Source organism: Streptomyces sp. NBC_01537, assembly GCF_045040445.1.
Classification (GTDB): domain Bacteria; phylum Actinomycetota; class Actinomycetes; order Streptomycetales; family Streptomycetaceae; genus Actinacidiphila.
The window spans coordinates 4482776-4500078 of sequence record NZ_CP109392.1 but is presented as its reverse complement, the minus strand read 5'-3'; the positions used below and the strand labels follow the sequence as shown (position 1 = coordinate 4500078).

The 17303-nt window shown below is 68.7% G+C and carries 12 protein-coding genes; 11 read left to right on the top strand and 1 reads right to left on the bottom strand.

The annotated features are described in order from the left end of the window. Positions 1–22: 22 nt before the first annotated feature. The 11 genes from OG607_RS20620 (at position 23) to OG607_RS20570 (ending at position 14580) form a co-directional block, all read left to right on the top strand. Entirely contained in the window at positions 23–253 is a 231-nt protein-coding gene (locus OG607_RS20620; protein ID WP_405725238.1) for an MbtH family protein, read from the top strand. Beyond that, the gene (gntD, locus tag OG607_RS20615) at positions 246–1226 is read left to right on the top strand and encodes a guanitoxin biosynthesis L-enduracididine beta-hydroxylase GntD (protein WP_405725235.1); all 981 of its coding nucleotides are present in this window, start codon (positions 246–248) and stop codon (positions 1224–1226) included. Before OG607_RS20620 ends, gntD begins: the two co-directional genes overlap by 8 nt. Continuing rightward, complete coding sequence (locus OG607_RS20610) at positions 1216–5937, top strand: amino acid adenylation domain-containing protein (RefSeq protein WP_405725232.1); 4722 nt, start codon at positions 1216–1218, stop codon at positions 5935–5937. Before gntD ends, OG607_RS20610 begins: the two co-directional genes overlap by 11 nt. Continuing rightward, complete coding sequence (locus tag OG607_RS20605; protein ID WP_405725229.1) at positions 5934–6749, top strand: class I SAM-dependent methyltransferase; 816 nt, start codon at positions 5934–5936, stop codon at positions 6747–6749. The genes OG607_RS20610 and OG607_RS20605 overlap by 4 nt, the downstream gene beginning before the upstream one ends. 24 nt (positions 6750–6773) lie before the next feature. Continuing rightward, positions 6774–7427 (top strand): phosphopantetheine-binding protein, encoded by a 654-nt coding sequence (locus tag OG607_RS20600; RefSeq protein WP_405725226.1) that lies wholly within the window; start codon positions 6774–6776, stop codon positions 7425–7427. 24 nt (positions 7428–7451) lie between these two features. After that, positions 7452–8393, top strand: coding sequence for a hypothetical protein (locus OG607_RS20595; RefSeq protein ID WP_405725223.1), 942 nt, complete (start codon positions 7452–7454; stop codon positions 8391–8393). Next, on the top strand, positions 8390–8683 hold the full coding sequence (locus OG607_RS20590) for an acyl carrier protein (protein WP_405725220.1): 294 nt from the start codon (positions 8390–8392) through the stop codon (positions 8681–8683). The genes OG607_RS20595 and OG607_RS20590 overlap by 4 nt, the downstream gene beginning before the upstream one ends. After that, entirely contained in the window at positions 8680–9879 is a 1200-nt protein-coding gene (locus OG607_RS20585) for an acyl-CoA dehydrogenase family protein (protein WP_405725217.1), read from the top strand. The genes OG607_RS20590 and OG607_RS20585 overlap by 4 nt, the downstream gene beginning before the upstream one ends. Next, positions 9876–10736 (top strand): hypothetical protein, encoded by an 861-nt coding sequence (locus tag OG607_RS20580; RefSeq protein WP_405725214.1) that lies wholly within the window; start codon positions 9876–9878, stop codon positions 10734–10736. Before OG607_RS20585 ends, OG607_RS20580 begins: the two co-directional genes overlap by 4 nt. Positions 10737–10894: 158 nt before the next feature. Beyond that, on the top strand, positions 10895–13333 hold the full coding sequence (locus tag OG607_RS20575; RefSeq protein ID WP_405725211.1) for an alpha/beta fold hydrolase: 2439 nt from the start codon (positions 10895–10897) through the stop codon (positions 13331–13333). Continuing rightward, positions 13282–14580 carry an MFS transporter gene (locus tag OG607_RS20570; RefSeq protein WP_405725208.1) on the top strand — a complete coding sequence of 433 codons (1299 nt, stop codon included), beginning with the start codon at positions 13282–13284 and terminating at the stop codon, positions 14578–14580. The genes OG607_RS20575 and OG607_RS20570 overlap by 52 nt, the downstream gene beginning before the upstream one ends. Before the next feature lie 383 nt (positions 14581–14963). Here OG607_RS20570 and OG607_RS20565 read toward each other — a convergent pair whose 3' ends face one another. Beyond that, the gene (locus tag OG607_RS20565) at positions 14964–16439 is read right to left on the bottom strand and encodes a hypothetical protein (RefSeq protein WP_405725205.1); all 1476 of its coding nucleotides are present in this window, start codon (positions 16437–16439) and stop codon (positions 14964–14966) included. Positions 16440–17303: the final 864 nt, after the last annotated feature.

Below are 17303 nucleotides of genomic sequence, written 5' to 3'. Positions count from 1 at the left end.
CCCTCGGAAGGAGAACGTATTCATGAGCGAAAAGACGACCACCACCGCGCCCCCTCGCCAGTACGCCGTAGTGGTGAACAACGAACGGCAGCACTCCATCTGGCCGGCGGAGCAGGAAGTGCCGCTCGGCTGGGCAACAGTGGGACGCCCCGGCGACGAAGCGGAGTGCCTGGCGTACATCGAGGCGCACTGGACGGACTTGCGCCCGCTGTCGGCCCGCAGGACCGAGGCGGCCGGAGTGACCGATGGCTGAGGCTACGGCCGGACTCGACTTCGCGCTCGACCATGATGAGCGTCGGCTGCTGACGGAACTGGCGGCGAGTGTCGCGGGACCCGCCGCCGGGGCGCACGCGCACGACTTCTTCCGGCAGGCCCCGGTGCTGGCACAAGAATTGCCGGTACGTCTCAGGCAGGCCCTGGTAGGCATGCGGCAGCGGGAAGACACCGCCTATGCCCGGGTGACCGGGCTGACGGTGGATGACGAGGCCATCGGGGATACTCCCGGCCGGTGGCGGGAGCGCGCGTCGCGGCACCGCACCTGGCTGCACGAGAACCAGCTCACCCTGGTCGGTTCCCTCTTCGGCGAACTGTTCGGCTGGAGCGGCCAGCAGGACGCGTCCGTGATCCATGACGTTCTGCCGATGCGGGAGTTCGAGAACGCACAGATCAACTTCGCAAGTCAGGAGCCGATCTGGTGGCACACCGAGGACGCCTTCCACACCTACCGACCCGACTACGTCGGTCTGATGTGTCTGCGCAACCCGCAGCGTGCGGCCACCACGGTCAGCTGCGCCTCGGACTGGGACCTCAGTGAAGCGAAGTTCGACCTCCTCTTCGAAGAGAGGTTCCAGCAGCGCCCCGACCAGTCGCACGGTGGGGCGGCCGAGTCGGCCAAGCCACGCTCCCTGCTGACCGGCGAGAGGAACAGGCCGTTCGTCTGTGTGGACCCCTACTACCTGGAGGACCCTACGGACGACACGGTGGCCAAGGTCCTGCAGGACTTCTACGCGGTGGTGGATTCCGCACTCCGGCAGGTGGTGCTGGAGCCCGGGGACGTACTGATCGTGGACAACTTCCGTGCCGTGCACGGACGGAAGCCGTTCCGTGCCGCTTATGACGGTCGCGACCGATGGCTCAAGCGCATGTCCGTGAGCAGGGATCTGCGCCGCTGCTGGCCTGCCTGGACCACGGATTCATGCCAGGTGCTGGACAGCAATGACCACTGACGGGGAGCGAATGACCAAGGAGACGGCCGTGGTGGGGTCGGCAGGATGGACATCGGTGATCGAGGCGTTCACGGCACAGCGTGCCGCGAGGCCTCGGGCGGCAGCAATCACAGGCGACTACGGGACGTTGTCATTCGAGCAGCTGGGGACGATGGCGGATGCGATCGCGGAACGGGTACGCCGAAGCGGAGAGCTCCGTGTCGGCTACCTCGGGACCCGCGATCCGCAGTTCCTCGCCGTGCTTCTCGGTGTGCTGGGCTGCGGAGCGGCCTATGTGCCGCTGGATCCCGCCTGGCCCGCTGCCAGGATCGCGGAGGTCGCCGACGAGGCGGCGATGAGCTGCGTCTTCGTGGACGCCGACCACGCTGCGGTGGCGGCCGCCGCCGGGCTCGACGGAGTTCTCGGCGTTGAGAATGTGCTCGCACGGACCGGGCCTTCGGCCCGTCGGCTGGCCTGGTCGGGAAGCGGCCGCGACCTGGCGTACATCGTCTTCACCTCCGGGTCGACCGGCCGGCCGAAGGGAGTGCTGACCGAGCATGCCGCCCTGCTCAACAACTGTGCAGGCCTGGCCGACCGGTGGGCGCTCACCGAGGACGACCGCGTGCTCCAGTTCACTCCGCTCGGTGTGGACATCACGCTGGAGGAGGTGTTCTCCGCCTGGGCAGCAGGCGCCGCCGTGGTGCTGATGGAGCCGTCCGCCGCAACCGACCTGGCACGCTTCACCGGCTTTCTCGCCAGGCACCGCGTGAGCGCCCTCGACCTCCCCACCTCGTTCTGGACGACCTGGCTCTCGGCGATCGAGGCCGGCGACGTCCCCGAACCACCCCCCACGGCCCGGGTGATAGCGGTGGGCAGCGAGGAAGTCGACTCCTCGGACATCGCACGGTGGCATGCGGTCGCCGGGCCCCACAGCCGCGTCTTCAACATGTACGGATCCACGGAACAGGCGATCACCTCCCTTGTCCACGGTCCTGTCGCCGCAGGTGACCCCATCGGGGTCGGCGTCATCGGTGTGCCTCTGCCCGGTGTCCTGGTCCATGTGCTCGACGAGGAGCTCCGGCCCGTGGCCCCGGGAGTTCCGGGAGAGCTGTACGTCGGCGGGCTCGCCGTGGCCCGGGGCTACGTCGGGCAGCCCGGCCGGACGGCGGCCCGGTTCAGGCCCGACCCGTTCGCCGGAGTCCCCGGTGCCCGGATGTACGCGACCGGGGACCGTGCGGTGGCGCTCACGGACGGCAGCTTCCGCTTCGCCGGACGGATCGACGGGCGGCTGAAGATCCGGGGCTTCACCGTGCAGCCCCACGAGGTCGAATCGGTCCTCGCCGAAGTGCCCGGTGTGGAGCGTGCCGTCGTGACGGCCGAGCCGGGCCCCGACGGCCGTGACCGGGTGGTCGCCGAGATCTTCGCCACGGTCTCCGACGACGAGATCGCGGAACTCGTCGGTGTGCTCACCACGAGCATCGCCGACCGGCTGCCCGTCCCTTCCCACCCGCAGCGGTACATGGTCCATGTCCCGGGCCGGGAGTCCCCCCGCACGCTTCGCGCGGGTGTGTCCCGCACCCCTTCCGAGCCGGACGAGGTCGCCGAGAGCCCCGAGTACCGCGCGGTCGCCGATGCGGTCACCAGCCTGTGGCAGGAGCTGCTGGGCCCGCAGCGCATCGGTCCGCACGACAGCTTCCTCGATCTGGGCGGCAACTCCCTGATGGTCACCCAGCTCCTGACCCGGCTGCGCAGCCGCCTCGGTGCGGAACTGGGCTTCGCCAGGTTCTTCGAGGCTCCGACGGTGACGGCGGTGACCGCGGCGGTCCTGGAGTCGGATGCCGATGTGCCCGAGGTCGGCGGCACCGCCCGCGGGGCCGCCGAGGACATCGAGAGCACGTCGGCCGTCGAAGGACCGTGCTGGCCCGGCCAGGAACGCATGTGGTTCCTGCACCGCCTGGCGCCCCAATCGGCGGCGTACAACCTGCCGCTCGCCTTCGAAGTGGCGGGCGGCCTCGATCCGGCGGCACTGGAGACCGCGGTGCGAACCGTCGTCACCCGCCATGAGCCGCTGCGCACGGCCGTCCGGTTCGACGGCGGCGGGCTCGTACAGAGCGTCCGAAGCGCGGACATCCGTATCGAAATCGTCGACGCCCAGGGATCAGTGGAGTCGGAACTGCGGCGCTCCGACGGATTCCTGGCCGCATTCGTCGCGCGTCCCTTCAGCCTGGAGACAGGCGACGTGTTTCGTGCGGCGGTCCTGAACTGCGACGACGGAATGCAGTTGCTGGCCTTCGTCGTCCACCACTCGGCGTTCGACGAGTGGTCCTCCGGACTGTTCGTCGACGAACTGACCCGTGCCTACGACGCAGCTGTCCGTGGCGTCGACCCCGCACTGCCGCCGCTCGGCGTGCGTTACCTGGACTTCAGCGCCTGGCAGGCGGGCGAGGACTTCCGGCGCCACGCCGACCAGCAGCGTGACTTCTGGCGGGAATACCTGCGCGGGCTGCCGGCGTCCCTGCCGCTGCCCGCCGACCGTGAGCCGTCCCGGCAGCCGACCGGCGCGGGCGCGGCGAAGGCGTTCTCCATCCCGCGCAAGGAGGCGGCCGCGCTCGGCGCGCTCGCCCGGCGGGAAGGCGTCACCCGGTTCCACACGCTCCTCACGCTGTTCTCCGTGTTCCTCGCCCGGCACGCCGGGCAGTACGACCTGGCCGTCGGCGTGCCTACGGCCAATCGCGGATCGGAAGAGCTGGAACAGCTGATCGGGCTGTTCGTGAACACCCTTCCGGTACGGGCGGCCCTGGACGACAATCCGCGGTTCTCCGAAGCGGTTCAGCGCCTCAGCAAGAGCACGCTCGCCGCGCAGGCCGCGGGCGCCCTGCCGCTCGACGAGATCGCGCGCGCCGCCGGCACGCACAGTGCTCCCGGGCAGAACCCGGTCTTCCAGACCATGTTCCTGATGGACGAGGAACGGATCGGCGCACAGGAGCTTGCCGGTGCCCGGCTGCGCCCGCTGGAAATCCCCGCGCGTACGTCCACCCTCGATCTCACGCTGATCCTCGGTGAGAACGACGGGCAGCTGGACGGAAGGCTCTGGTACTCCACCGACCGGTTCGACGAGGAGACGGCGGGTCGCCTGGTCGAAACCTTCCTCGCCCTGGTCGAGCAGGTCGTGACCGATCCCGATCTCCGGGTGAAGGACCTCGCGTTCGTACGCCCCGCTGACCGCGCGCTCGCCGCAGGCCCTTCCCGCGACACCGGCGCCGCGCCGCGTCCGCCGCTGGCGATCCAGATCGCCGAGGCGGCTCGCGTGTGGCCGGAGCGGCCTGCGGTGGTCTCGGGCGCGCGGACGCTGTCGTACGCACAGCTGATGCGGCTCGTCGACGACATCCGGGGCCGGCTGCTCGCGGCGGGCGACGCGGGGGCATTCATACCACTCGTACTGCCCGGCGGCATTGCGATGCTCGCCTCGATGATCGCGGTCAACAGCATCGGCCGTGCCTTCGTGCCTGTCGACCCGGAGTGGCCCGCGCAGCGCACGGCTGACATCCTCCGTGAGATCGGCAGCCCGTTCGCCGTGGTGGCCGACGACGCCGACGACCTCGCGGGAACCGGTGCGGCGCGTTGTGTACGGGTCCCATCGGAGCCGGTCGGGGAGCACGGGCCGACGCCCTGGCAGCTAACCGCCGACGACACCGGCCGCCCGATGTACGCGATCTACACCTCGGGTTCCACCGGGCGCCCCAAGGGGGCGATCGTCCACCATCTCGGGGTCGCCAACCGCATCGCGTGGATGAACCGCGAGTTCGGGGCCGAGGCTGCCGCGTCGGTTCTGCAGACCACGCCCCCGGTGTACGACAGCTGTGTCTGGGAGTACTTGTGGGCGCTCACCCGCGGTGGCAGGACCGTCCTGTCCGGGCCCAGGCTGCAGGCCTCCCCCGACAAGCTGATCCAGGTCATCGCCGACAACGAGGTGCGCACCATCGACATGGTGCCGAGCTTGCTCGACGGCCTGGTCCGGCACGCGGCCAAGGATCCCGCGACCGCGGCCGCCCTCGCCACGCTGAGGATCGCGATCGTCGGCGGCGAGGAGCTGGGCCGTGACCTGGCCATTCGCTTCGAAGAGCTCGGTCTGACCGCCAGGCTCTACAACCTGTACGGGCCGACCGAGGCGAGCATCGGGTCGATGTTCCACCGGGTGAGGGGCACGGACAAGGGCAGGGTGCTGATCGGTCTCCCGATCGACAACACCGGTGCGGCCGTTCTCGACGCACGGCGTCAGGTGGTCTCGCGCAATGTGGTCGGTGAGCTCTACCTGGCCGGCGACTGCGTCGGTTCCGGCTATCTGGGCGACGCGGGACAGACCCGGCGGCGCTTCGTGGAGAACCGTTTCCCGGACGCGCTGCCCGGAACGCGCCTGTACCGGACGGGAGATCTCGCCCGGATGCGGCCGTCAGGCGAAGTGGAGTTCTGGGGACGTGCCGACGACCAGATGAAGATCCGCGGTGTGCGCGTGGAGCCCGGTGAGGTCGCCGCCGTCCTGGAGTCGCACCCCGGTGTCCGTGGCGCCGCCGTGATCAGTGCGCCGCGGCGTACCGAAGCCGACTCGACACGTCTGCGGGTGGAGGCCCTTCTGGCCGCCGCCGCACCCGAGTTGGCCGCTGCCGCGCTGCTCCGGGTGACCGTACCGGACTCGACGGCAGGGCTCCTGACCACCACAGAAGCGGGGGAATGACCGTGCTGCGCCGTTACAAGGACTTCACCATCGAACTCGGGCTGCACCGCGGCTCGTTCATCGCCGCCCCGCGGTCGGAACAGCAGCGCTGGGTCGTTCACCGTGCGGTGGACGAGCTGGCCGAGCAGCTGCGTCACCTCGATGTCATCGCTCCTGATTTCGTGGACGGCACGACGCGCGGCGAGATCAACGCGGAATGGCAGGACAGCGAGGCCGATTACCACGATGGCCAGCTGATCATCGAGGGTCAGCAGGTGATGCAGGACTGGGAGGAAGCTCTCATGCGGCGCATGGCCGAAAGGGTCGGTGCATCGCGCGGGGACATCCTGGAGATCGGCTTCGGACTCGGACTCTCCGCCTCCTTCATCGAGGAACAGGACGTCAGGTCCCACACCATCGTCGAATTCAACGAGGAGGTCCTCGCCAAGGCCCGCAAGTGGGCTGCGCAGCGGCCCGGGTCGGACATCGAGTTCGTCCAGGGAAGCTGGCAGACGGTGCTGCCGCAGCTCGGGGACTTCGACGGGATCTTCTGGGACGCGTTCCCCACCAGCGAGGACGAGTTCGACCAGTACGTCCTGAGGGACAGCACCGTGGCCGAAGCGTTCTTCTGCGAGGCAGCGGCTCATCTGCGGCCCGGCGGTGTCTTCACGTACTACACCAATGAGCGCGACTCGCTCAGCCGCCGGCACCAGCGAAGTCTGCTGCGGTACTTCAGCTCGTTCGCGGTGGAGGTCGTGGACGGCCTGGTTCCGCCTCCGGACTGCCAGTACTGGTGGACCGACCGCATGACCGTCGTCACCGCGACCCGCTGATCCGCCGCAGAGAGAGGAACGCCCATGCCGTACAGCGTCGAAGGCCTTTCCGAGTCCCAGCTGCGGGAGCTGGAGCGGCTGCTCACTGCCGGGAGCCAGGACAGAGCAGAGCCCGAGGAAAGTGAACTGGTCGCCTATTTCGTGCCGGAGGGGCCGGCTCCCGCGCCGGCGGAACTGCGGGTCCACGCCGCCCGGTCCCTTCCCGCCTCGCACGTACCGGTCAGGTTCGTGGCAGTCGCCGAACTGCCGAGGCTGGCCAACGGCAAGCTCGATCGGCGTGCGCTCCTGAACGCGACGTGCACCGAGGGCATGGACCCGGAGGCCGCGGCGTCGGCCGAGCTGCCGTCCGATGACGTCGAGCGGTGGCTGGCCGCGGTCTGGGCCGCCGTGCTCGACGTGCCGGTGCCGTCCCTCCGGGCGGACTTCTTCGCGATCGGCGGCAGTTCTCTGCGCGCGGTGCAGGTGCTCGCACGTGTCGAGACCGTCATCGGTGTCGAACTGCGCCTGGCGGGTCTCTTCGAGAACCCCACGCTGGGTGCTTTCGCCGCGATGGTGAAGGCCCAGTCCGTACGGGTGGAGGGATTCGACGAGATCGTCGCCGTCGCGGCGGAGGTCTACGCCCAGGAAGCACCCGGATCCGTCCCCGCGGCCACGCCCCGGTTCGCGCCGAGCCACTGACCCGTACGGGAACGGAGGAGGCTGATGATGCCCGACAAGAACAAGCCCGGGACGCTGTCCCTGCCGCATCCCCGGTACACGGGGGAAACCCCTTTCGGGAGCTGCTACCAGCAGTCCGTCGCCAACCTGCTCGAATGGCAGGGGCTCGGGGACGCGGCGGATGCCATCGGAATGAGCTGGGGCTTCTCCTGGACGTCCGGGGACTTCCTGGAGGGCAGCGGACGCTGGCTCGAATCCGTCCGTACGGTGCACGGCACGGATCTGGAGGATCTGCGTTTTCCCCTCGCCGGTGCCGCGTTGGAATTCGAGCGGGAGTCCGTCGCCTCAGGGCATCCCGTGGCGGCTGCGGTGGATTCCTACTTCCTTCCCTCGCCCTTTGAGAACCAGCGGCACATCACGCATTGCGTGCTGGTGATCGGCGCCGATTCCACCGGCGTCCAGGTCGTCGATCCCATGAACAACGTTTCGCCCGCCTTCTACGGATTCGACGACTGGGTGCGGATGAGATCGGCCTCCTGCGCGCAGGAGTCGCGTACCTTCCTGGTCCGTTCGAAACCGGACCGGGTCCCCGGGCCGCTCCGGCTGGCCCGCGCCCTCGCGGACGATCTGCGCGCGGGTAAGGAACGGGACGAGGCCGCACTGTCCGCATACCTCACCGCCTGCGACGAAGGGATCGTGACCGGGACGCCGGACGTGAGCGGGGTGGCGGCTGAGCGGCTCTATCTCGCCCTGTTCCTCAAGGCGCTGGCCCAGCGGCTGCCCGGACTCCGGCCCGCGGTGGAGGCAGTGTCCTCGCTGGAGCGCCGCTGGTACCTGGCGCACACGCTGGCCATCGAACCCGGCGGCGTCTCGCGTGCGCGCCACATCAGGCTGATCCGCGATCTGGGCCAGCGGGAGCTGGAACAACGGCGGCGCACGCTCGCCCTTCTGGAGGCGCTGCCCGACGACACCGAGGAGAACGAGTGAAAACCCTACGCGATCGATGTGAGCAGGTTGTCCGTGCCAAGCTCGACGCCCACGCGGAACTGCAGGCGACGGCCGACCGGTTGGCTCTGACGGACGATCTCTACGATCACGGTCTGACGTCCCTGGCCGCCGCCCGCGTCATGCTGGCGGTCGAGGGGGAGCTGGCCATCGAGTTCCCGGAAAAGTGGCTCGGAAAGGCGCTGTTCTCCAGCATCGGGCGGCTGACCGACGCATGTGCCGAACTGATCGGTGCCCAGAGCGACTCGATGTCCGTCGGGGCGGCGAAATGACCGTCGAGGCGCAGCCGCAGCCGTCCACCGCGGCGCACGCCCCGCTGACCTTCCACGCCGCGCAGGCCGCTGTGGAGGCCCTCGCGGGTGTGCTCGAACAAGAAGCGGTCAGGGCCGACCGGACCGCCACCGTGCCGCGGGCCTCCATTGACGCGCTGCGCGAGGCCGGTCTGTGGTCGGCCGCGATCCCCGGGGAGTTCGGCGGCCACGGCTTCGGCGTCGAGGATCTCACCCGGCTCGGCATGCGACTGGGCGGACACTGCGCGGCCACGGCGATGATCTGGGCGATGCACCAGCTCCAGGTCGCCTGCCTGGCCAGGTCCGCCACCGAACAGCCGGTGCTCGGCGACTACTTGAGGCGCGCGGCCCATGACCAGCTTCTGATCGCCTCCGTGACCTCCGAAGCGGGCATCGGCGGCAGCCTTCGTACCAGCAGTGCGGCGGCCGTACGTCTGGGCTCGGTCGTCAGCTTCGAGAAGCAGGCGACGACCGTGTCGTACGGGGCGGTGGCGGACGCCTTCCTCGTGTCGCTGCGCAGGGATGAGGCCGCTCCCGCCTCCGACCAGGTACTCGTGCTGGCCGAGCGCGGCCAGATGGACCTGGAGCAGACCGGCGGGTGGAACACGCTCGGTATGCGGGGCACCGGCAGCCCGTCGTTCCGGGTCCGGGCCACAGTCCCCGCCTCCCAGATGCTGGACGAGCCGTTCGGTTCGATCGCCGCCCAGTGCATGGTGCCGCTGTCCCATGTCCTGTGGGCCGGTGTCTGGGCGGGCGTCGCGGGAGACGCCGTACGGCGTGCGGCGAGGCTCACTCGGGCCAAGGCGCGGTCGGCGGCGCGGGCGGGAAACACCCACACCGACGAGCGGCTCGGAGAGGCATACGCACAGCTTCGCCTGCTCCAGGGCGCGGTCCACCACTTCGCCGGCGAGTACGCCCGATGGGACGGGGGCGAGGACGACGGCAGCATCACGGTGCGGGCCAACGCTCTCAAGACCTCGGTCTCCGTGGAGGCGTCCCGCATCGTCGAAAGGACCTTGGAAATCTGCGGCATGGCCGGATATTCCGAGGACGGCCCCTATTCCGTGGCACGGCACATCCGTGATCTCTACTCGGCCCGCCTGATGGTGTCCAACCGTCAGATCAATCTGGCCAATTCCGAAATGCTGCTCTTTGGCGAGAGGATGTTCCAGCAGTGACCACTGCGACGGGCCGGGCCGATCAGTTCACGGGCCAGGGCGGATGGGCGAAGGAGACGGGGATCCCCGGGACGTTCGGGTTCGGGGCACGGTTCGAGGAGGTGGTGTCCGACCTCCAGTCCGCATTGACCCGTACGGCACAGGACGTGATGTTCGGACCGACCTGGTATCCGCCGATCATGGCGACGCCGCGGGTCGAGCGCTCGGAGTACGCCGAGTCCTTCCCACACCTGCTCGGAACCGTGCACGCGTTCTCCGGCGAGCAGGCCGGCGATGCGACGGAACCGCAGGGTGCGCGGCAGCCCACTGATGTGGTGCTCGCTCCCGCCGTCTGTTACAACGTCTATTCGGAACTCGCCGACCTGGAACTTTCGGGGCTCAACACCTTTGACGCCTCCGGCTATTGCTACCGGCACGAAGCGACCAGTGAGATCGGACGGTTCCGGGTCTTCCGGATGCGTGAGTTCATCGCGGTCGGCGGGCCGGAAGCGACGGCCACGTGGCGGGACGAGTGGATCGGCCGGTGCCAGTCGCTCTTCACCGGCCTGGGTCTTCGGATCGAGACCGTGTCCGCGACGGACCCTTTCTTCGGCCCCGGCGGCCGGTTGATGCGCTCCACCCAGCTGGAACAGGGCCTCAAGTACGAGTTCGTCGCCAAGGTCCGGGAGGGGGACCCAGGGACCGCCATCGCATCGGCCAACCGCCATCGGGACCATCTGGGCCGACGGTTCGACATCCGGTACGAGGGCGGGGAGAGCGCCCACAGTTCCTGCGTGGCCTTCGGCCTGGAACGTATCGCACTCGCCCTGATCCACGCGCACGGCGACAACCGGAGCAATTGGCCGGAGATCTCCTAGGAACTCCTGCGCGACCTGGCGTCCGACCGTTGTGTTGAATGAGCGAGCAGGGAAAAGGAATGGGAACCGACAGGTACGAACGCTTCATGCGCTTGTCTCCACGAGAGAGACAGTCATTTCTGGCGCGGACGGCGGAGGACGCCGAGCTGGCCGATCAGGTGCGGCTCTCAGAGGCGCAACGACGCCTGTGGTTCCTGGAGCGCCTCACCTCGGGCAAGGCGCTCTACAACCTGCCCTCGGCACACCGCTTCCGCGGGGAACTCTCCCTGGACTCGCTGCGCTCGGCGCTCAGGGAACTGGCGGACCTGCACGGGATGATGCGGATGCGGTACGCCGATGTGCTGGGCGAGCCGCTCCAGATGCCCTCCGGCGAACCGCTGGACTGCCCCGTGACCGATCTGCGGGGGATGCCCCCGGCCGACCGTGAGGCCGAGGTCCGCCGGCGCGCCGAACAGGATGCGCGTACCCCGTTTTCCCTGCTCGGTGGCCCATTGGTGCGGGCCGCCGTGCTCAAGGTGGCCGAGGACGATCACGTGCTCCTGCTGAACCTGCATCACAGCATCGCCGACGGCTGGTCCCTGGGTGTGCTCTACGATCAACTGGCGACGCTCTACGACGACTTCGTCCAGGAACGCCGGCCGTCGGTGTCAGCTCCGAAGTCCGGCTACCTGGACCACTCGGCACGGCAGCGCCGCTGGCTCCGTACCCCGGATGCCGAGCGCGATCTCGACTTCTGGCGCCAAGAGCTGGCCGGGGCGCCGACCGAACTCGGTCTGCCGCGGGACCCGGTCGACCCGGCCCGCTCGGCCGGCGACGGCGGGGTCGTGTCGCTGGACGTACCCGCCGCGCTGGCGGAATCGCTGCGTGCCCTCGCGCGCCGGGAGAGCGCCACGCTCTTCATGGTGTTGCAGAGTGCGTACGCCATGATGCTGCGGCGCTTCTCCGGCAGCGACGACATGGTCATCGGTTCAGCGGTGTCCGGGCGCGACCACCCGGACACCGCTGGAATTGTCGGACTGTTCACCAATACGGCGGTCTTCCGTATCCGTCTCGACGGCTCCGCGACCTTCCGTCAGTTGCTCGCCGGAGTGCGCGGCACCGCTCTGAACGTATACGCGCACCAGGACGTTCCCTTCGACTGGCTGGTCGAAAAGCTGAACATGCCGCGGATCTCCGGCCGCAACCCGCTGTTCTCAGCTTTCCTTTCGGTGGAGAGCTTCTCCGAGCAGCCCGTTTCCCTCGGGAGTCTCATCGGAGAGGACGTGGAGGCACACGGCATCACCTCCTGGTTCGACGTCAGCCTGTGGGTCGGTGAACGACAGGACGGAAGCCTGCGCGTGGACCTCACCTACGCGGCCGACCGCTTCGAACCCGCAACCGCCCGAGCCATGACGAACCATGTGCTGGAAGTCCTGGAAGCGGTGGCGCACGACCCGTCCGCTCTCCCCGTCGACGAGGTGTCGCCTCTCCTCGGGCGCACCCACACGGCGTTGTCGCCCAAGGCGCCGCTCGCGGGCTGCGGGGAGGGAACGGCCGAAGGCCGGGCTCCGGTGACCGCCATGCAGCGCGTGGTCGCGGAGACCTGGGGCGAGCTACTGGGACAGGCGGAGATATCCCTGACGGACGACTTCTTCGAGCTGGGCGGCCGCTCGATCGTTGCCCTGCAGGCCGTCGCCAGGCTCAACGAGATCTGCGGCACCGATCTGCACCCGGTGGAGCTTTTCGAGGCACCGACCGTCGAAGGCTTCGCCCGGCTGTTGTCCGAGGTGGGAACGGAGCCCCTGACCTCACTGCGTACCATCCGCCCGGGATCTGGCCCGGCCATCGTCTGCCTGCCGCCGGTCGGCGGGGACATCCTCTGCTACGCGGGCCTGGTAATGGCCCTGGACACCGGGCGGCCGGTGTACGCGGCGGCCATGCCGGGACTCCACGACGGCGCACCCCCGTTGCGTTCGGTGTCCGAACTCGCCGACCACTACCTGGAGCTACTACGCGAGGAGGGAGTGACCAGCCTGTCGACGCCGGCGCTGACGCTGATCGGCTGGTCCATGGGCGGGCTCATCGCCCTGGAGATGGCCCGCAAGCTCGATGACTCCGGAGCGGGGCAGCCGAAGGCGGTGCTGATCGACAGCCCTCCCCCGGGGCCCAGGGACGAAGAGTCGGACCTGGTCGAGGAGTTCAGCGGCTATCTGTCGGCTGCCGTGGGCCGGAGCGAAACGCTGACCGCTCGGGAGTGTCCCGACGACGCGACGCTCTGGGCCTGGGCTCGCAGACTGGAGATCATCGGCCCTGAGATCGACAAGGACCGCTTCGGCAGGCTGTTCGAGCTCTTCCGTACCAACGTGCACGCGATGGATGAGCACCGGATTCCGCCGTACGAGGGTCCGGCTCTCTATCTGGCGGCCGGTGAGGACGCATCCGAGCAGCGGTGGTTCCCATGGCAGTCGGCACTCGGGCCCGGGCTCGAGGTCAGAGAGGTACCGGGCGACCACTTCAGCATGATGGCACGACCCCATGTCGCGATGCTCGCGGCGGAGATCGGGCAGTGGAGCGATCCGTCATCCGACGGAGGAGCGCACAACAGGAGGACGCGTTGAACGGTATGGGGTCGGAGTTCCGCAAGTTGTGGGTCGGCAGTGCCCTGTCCAACCTCGGGGATGGCGTCAGCTTCGTCGCCATCCCCCTGCTGGCGGCCACGCTGACAGACCGGCCCGAGCTGGTGGCCGCACTGTCAACCGCCTACGCCATGCCCCGGCTGCTGGTCTCCGTCGTCAGCGGAGCAGCGGTGGACCGGCTGGACCGACGCAAGCTGATGGCCGGTGTGAATCTGGCGCGCGGTGCGGTGCTGGCCGTGCTCGGGGTGCTGGCCGGGTTCGACCTCGCTTCCATCTGGACGCTCTACAGCGTCTTCGTGCTGCTGGGTTTGCTGGAGACGCTGGCCGATGTCTCGGCCTTCTCCGTACTGCCCACCATGGTCAAAACCAAGGATCTGGACAGGGCCAACGGCCGGCTGGCCGGTGCCCAGACCGTGTGCGACGAAATCGCCGGACCTCCGCTGGGCGGCCTGCTGTTCGGCATCGCGGTGATGCTACCGATCCTCTTCGACGCGGCTTCCTTCATGGTCGCCGCTGTGTGCTTCTGGTGGATGAAGGGGGACTTCGCCCCGCGTCCGGCCGCCGCCGACAGCCCGCGACCGCATATGGCACGGGAGATAGGCGAAGGCCTGCGCTACTTGAAGGGGCATCGGCTGCTGCGGTCGCTCGCGCTGATGTCCTTCTCCGCCAACCTGGCCTATATGCTCCCGTTCTCCGTGTTGGTGCTCTTCGCCACCAAGACGCTGGGCCTCAGCCCAACGGAATACGGCGTGATCCTGACGGTCTCGGCCGCGGGCAGCCTCGCCGGCAGCGCCGCCGCCGTCAAGGTGCGCCAACTACTGGGCACCGGCCGGACGATTGGCGGTACGTTGCTGCTGGGCGCGACCGCGTACCTGGTGATCGCGGTGACCGATTCCGTCGCTCTTGTCACCTCGATGCTGGCGGTCTACTTCTTCTACACGTCGGTGTGGACCATCACTGTCACCTCCTTGCGCCAGGCCCTGATCCCCAGCGAACTGCTCGGCAGGGTCGCCGGTGCGAGCAGGACCTTCAGCCTTCTCGGCCTGCTCGTGGGCTCACTGTGCGGTGGGCTCGTCGCGTCCGCCTACGGGCTGCGGGCCCCATTCTGGTGCGGAGGTGTGCTGCTCGTCCTCACCGCTCTGGTCACCTTTCCGCTACTGGGCGCATCGGTCGGTGAGCACCAGGAAGCGGAGGTGGAGGCCGAGAAAGACATGGTGCCGAGCGAATGACCCTGCGGATCCTGACCTGGGCCTTTGTCGTGGAGCGGGTGACGGGAATCGAACCCGCGCTCTGAGCTTGGGAATCACATGATAGCGAGCGCCCGAAAGGCCAGCTGAGCTGGGAAAACCCGGTGAGTGAGTACTTCCCGGCAACGTGAATCCACCCCGCTGCTGACCCTGGTGTACCGCCCGTCAGGGCACGGCCAGGGCATGCCCACCGGGTAGGGGTGTGAGGACTGATGCGGCTCCCCGGCCTCAACGTTGTGCCGCAGCACTCGGCGACCCCGCGCCGGTGTGTGCGGCCGGAGAAGGCGACCGCGGAGAAAGGATTACGTAGGAAAGTGGCATCTCGGCTGGTGTTGGGCTCCGCCCGTAGTCGTGGCGACGAGGCGTCACGGCAGCAGGCGCTCCAGGAGGGTGTTGCACTCCTCGACCAGCCGGGCGGTGACCTGGTCCATCAAGGCGAACGGCTGGAGTTGCACGGTGATGCCGCCCAGCCAGCCGGCCAGGTCCTCGGCTATCACCGCACCTCCGGGGCTGTTCTCGAAGGCGGGAATCAGGGCGAGGAGCATCCGCGCCCAGGTGGCTCCGTAGTCATGGAACTGGTAGCGCATGGACATCACTTGGGCCCGGGAGGCCGCGGCGAACAAGTAGTGTGCCTCGCGACCCAGGAGACCGGCCTCGCGGGCGCTGGACGGGTCCGGGTCGTTCAGGAGGTCGACGGCGAGTCCGGCGAGCATCGTCGCGACAGCGGGTGCGGTCTGCGTCTGGCAGCGCAGTGAGGGGACCACGGTCGTGGCCCTGTCCGCCGGGTCGAACGCGAGGTCTCGCAGCGCCGATGGCACCCTGTCGTCACCGAGTCGCCGTGCTGCGGCGGCCAGGGCGGCGGAGAAGGACGCCGACAGCGGCTCGTCCCCGTTCCCGGTGGCCTCAGCCTCGGCTGCGGTCGCGGGATCGAGCCTGTGGCCCTCTTCGATGAGTTCTCCGCCCTCATCGGTACGACCAGCGTCGCGAAGAACGAGTCCGTGGCGGGTGAGGGCCGAGGCCAGGTGGGCGAGGTCCTCGGGGGCGTTCGACCGGGCCATCGCCCTCGCGCTGTGCACCTCGGTCGCGCCGACGGCGAGGGCGATCTCGGGCCGGCCCTGTTCGCTGTGCACACGCGCCGCGATCCCGGCGGCCCCCCGCAGGTACCGCCCGTGCATGAAGGACTCCGCGAGGGAGCCGCTGTTGATCGCTTCGGCCCTGGAGAGGTAGAAGCGGACGCCCCAGTCCGCCGAACAGACGGCGAGGTCGTGGTCACCGTAGCTGTACAGCACATTCGCGTTCAGGGTCAGCACCCGGGCGAGGTCCAGGCACAAGGGGTGAGCGGAGTTGTCCGCGCCGAGGTCCAGGTAGGTCATGACCGCCTGGTCCGACTCCATGACGGCGGACACCCCGCGGCCCAGCTGGGTCAGAACCTGCGCCTTGCGTGCCCGGACGTCAGCGACCAGCGGCCGCATGTCGGGCTCCCCGAGTTCCGCGAGCTCCTCGTAGACTCCGGCGCACTCCGTGAGCGCCGCGAGCGCCCGGTCCGGTTGCCTCGCGCTGACCAGCGTCGAGCCCAGGCCGTACAACAGGCTGCCGAGCATCAGCTTGGCCTCCCGATCGCCCGGGTCGCGCTCCACGAGCACGTACATCAGCCTCCTGGCCTCCTGCTGAAGCGGCGCAGCGTCGGCGGAGAACCCACTGACCATCAGCGCCTGCGCCTCGGAGGACAGCTCTCCCACCTGCCGCTGAAGGTCGGCGGTACCGGCTGCCTGGGCCGGTCCCGGTCCCGGTCCCGTACTGCCACTGGATGAGCTGGACTTCGCCGAACGACGCCACTTCATGCGCCCGCCCCCTGTCGGATGACCACCATCTGCTGGACCCGCCTGACCTCGTCACCGGCGAGATCGATCGGCATGGGGACCGCAGGAGTTATCAGCCGCTCTGCTTGCCGAGGGACACATCTGACCCCGGATCACACCCCTCAAACCCCGCCCCTACCACCTTCCTCCCCCGTCAACTAGCTCGAAAACAAGGGGAGTTGGTTCCTCCGGAGCGCTCGGGACGCCGGATCGACCGACGCCGGCAGCGAGCCGCCCCCGGAAGGCGACGACGCACGCCCCTTCCAGCGCGGGCGCGCTGGCGGTGGGTCGGTGCCGTCGTACTTCTACCGTTGCGGGGTAGAGGTGGGGTGCCATGGTGTCGTTGCCGGAAGAGCTTCAGGCGCGGGGGGCTGCGGCTCGACAGCGGGTGGAGGAACTTGAGGCCGAGGCGGTGGAGTTGGCTGTCCGGCTGCGGAGTCACTGCGGCCGTCCTCTTCGCGAGCAGTACCTAGCTCGTACAGCGGTACGGGTTCTTTACGCCCACCGGTAGGCGAGGCGGCGGTCAGTGACGCGCGCGGGTTCGCCGCAAAGCCGTCACAAAATGATCACAAAATGCGGCCGGGTGCTCGCCTGTGCGGTGAGCGGGTCCATAAATGGTGGCAAAGCGGATCATGTCAGCGGTTTGTCGTGCCCAAATCGGGTATTGCGTTGCTTCGTTGCTTTGTGCCGGATGGAGAGTGCGGCTCCGAGGGCGAGCGCTCGGCAATGTGTATATCGGGATAAAAGCTTTGGTCAACTCCTGGTCTGTTCAGGTTCTTGATGCAGACTCCTGCGGATGCCGGTCATGATCATGTTCCGGTCTCTTTGGGGAGGGAAACCGAGTTG